General features: G+C 62.6%; 1 protein-coding gene. It reads left to right on the top strand.

The features are described from left to right. On the top strand, positions 1-878 hold an 878-nt coding region (locus ACYVDE_RS23680; protein WP_460503981.1), incomplete at its 5' end, for an energy transducer TonB. Between the last annotated feature and the right edge of the window lie 233 nt (positions 879-1,111).

The raw sequence follows: 1,111 nt of genomic DNA, 5'->3' as shown, positions 1-1,111 counted from the left end.
GCCAGGTGCTGGCCCACGAGCTGGCCCACGTGCGCCAGCACCACACCGCCGACCGCCTGCTGCTGGAGCTGCTGCGCGTCGCGCTGTGGTTCAACCCCTTCGTGCACCTGTGCGCCCGGGCCCTGGCCCTCACCCACGAATACCTGGCCGATGCTGCCGCCCTACACGAGCCTGCTTCGCCTGTCCCTTCCGTTTCCCTTTCCTACTCCCAACTGCTGGCCCGGCAAGTGGCCAGCCGCCTCGGTTTCCCGGTTCCGCTTGCGCATTCCTTCTCCCATTCCCAAACCCTCAGTCGTATTGCCATGATGCAGAAAACCCATCCCGTTCGCCGCTGGAAACAGTGGCTCGCGCTGCCCCTGCTGGGCGTGCTGCTCGTGGCCGTGGCCTGCGAGCGCGGTACCGATGCCGTAACGCCAGCCGGAAAAACGCCAGCCGAAATCAGCCAGTACAATTCTCAGCATAAGCCCAACGGGTTCTACGAGGGCGACATTCCGCCCCCTCCGCCGCCCACCATTAGCAACACGCCCGCCCCGGCTGCCGACCCAAAAGTGTACACCTATGTTGAGCAAATGCCGCAATTGCCGGGCGGGGGCAATGCGCAAGCCATCATGCAATACCTGCAGAGCCACATTAAGTATTCCGAAGCGCTGGCAGCCAACCCCAAGGAGGGCAGCGTATTCGCTTCGTTCACCGTAACGAAGGACGGAAATGTAAGCGACGCCAAAATCGTAAAGGGCCTTTCGCCCGATTACGATGCCGCCGTGTTGCAAGCCGTACAGACTATGCCGCGCTTCATCCCCGGCCGGCAGGACGGTCAGGTTGTAGCGGTTAGCTTCACCGTGCCCGTAAGGTTTGCCGTCGCGCCGACTAATAAATAAGCCTTCTTAAACCCTGGAAACCGCTCGAAAAGCTCCGGCTTGTGCCGGGGTCTTTCTGCGTTCGGAGCCCCGTTGTGGGTGGGCCAAGCGCTGGGTGTACGGCCGGAAAAACGTTGGCTGTTTTAAAATATCAAGCAATGCGACTACCCGTGCTATTCTGTGCCGCGCTGCCGTTGCTGGCCGCGCTGCCCACGCCCGCCCCCGAGCCGGCTAACCCCGTCGGCCTGGCCCTG

Source organism: Hymenobacter agri, from assembly GCF_054778495.1.
Note: the sequence above shows the minus strand (reverse complement) of the source record. Positions and strands in the feature narration are given on the sequence as shown.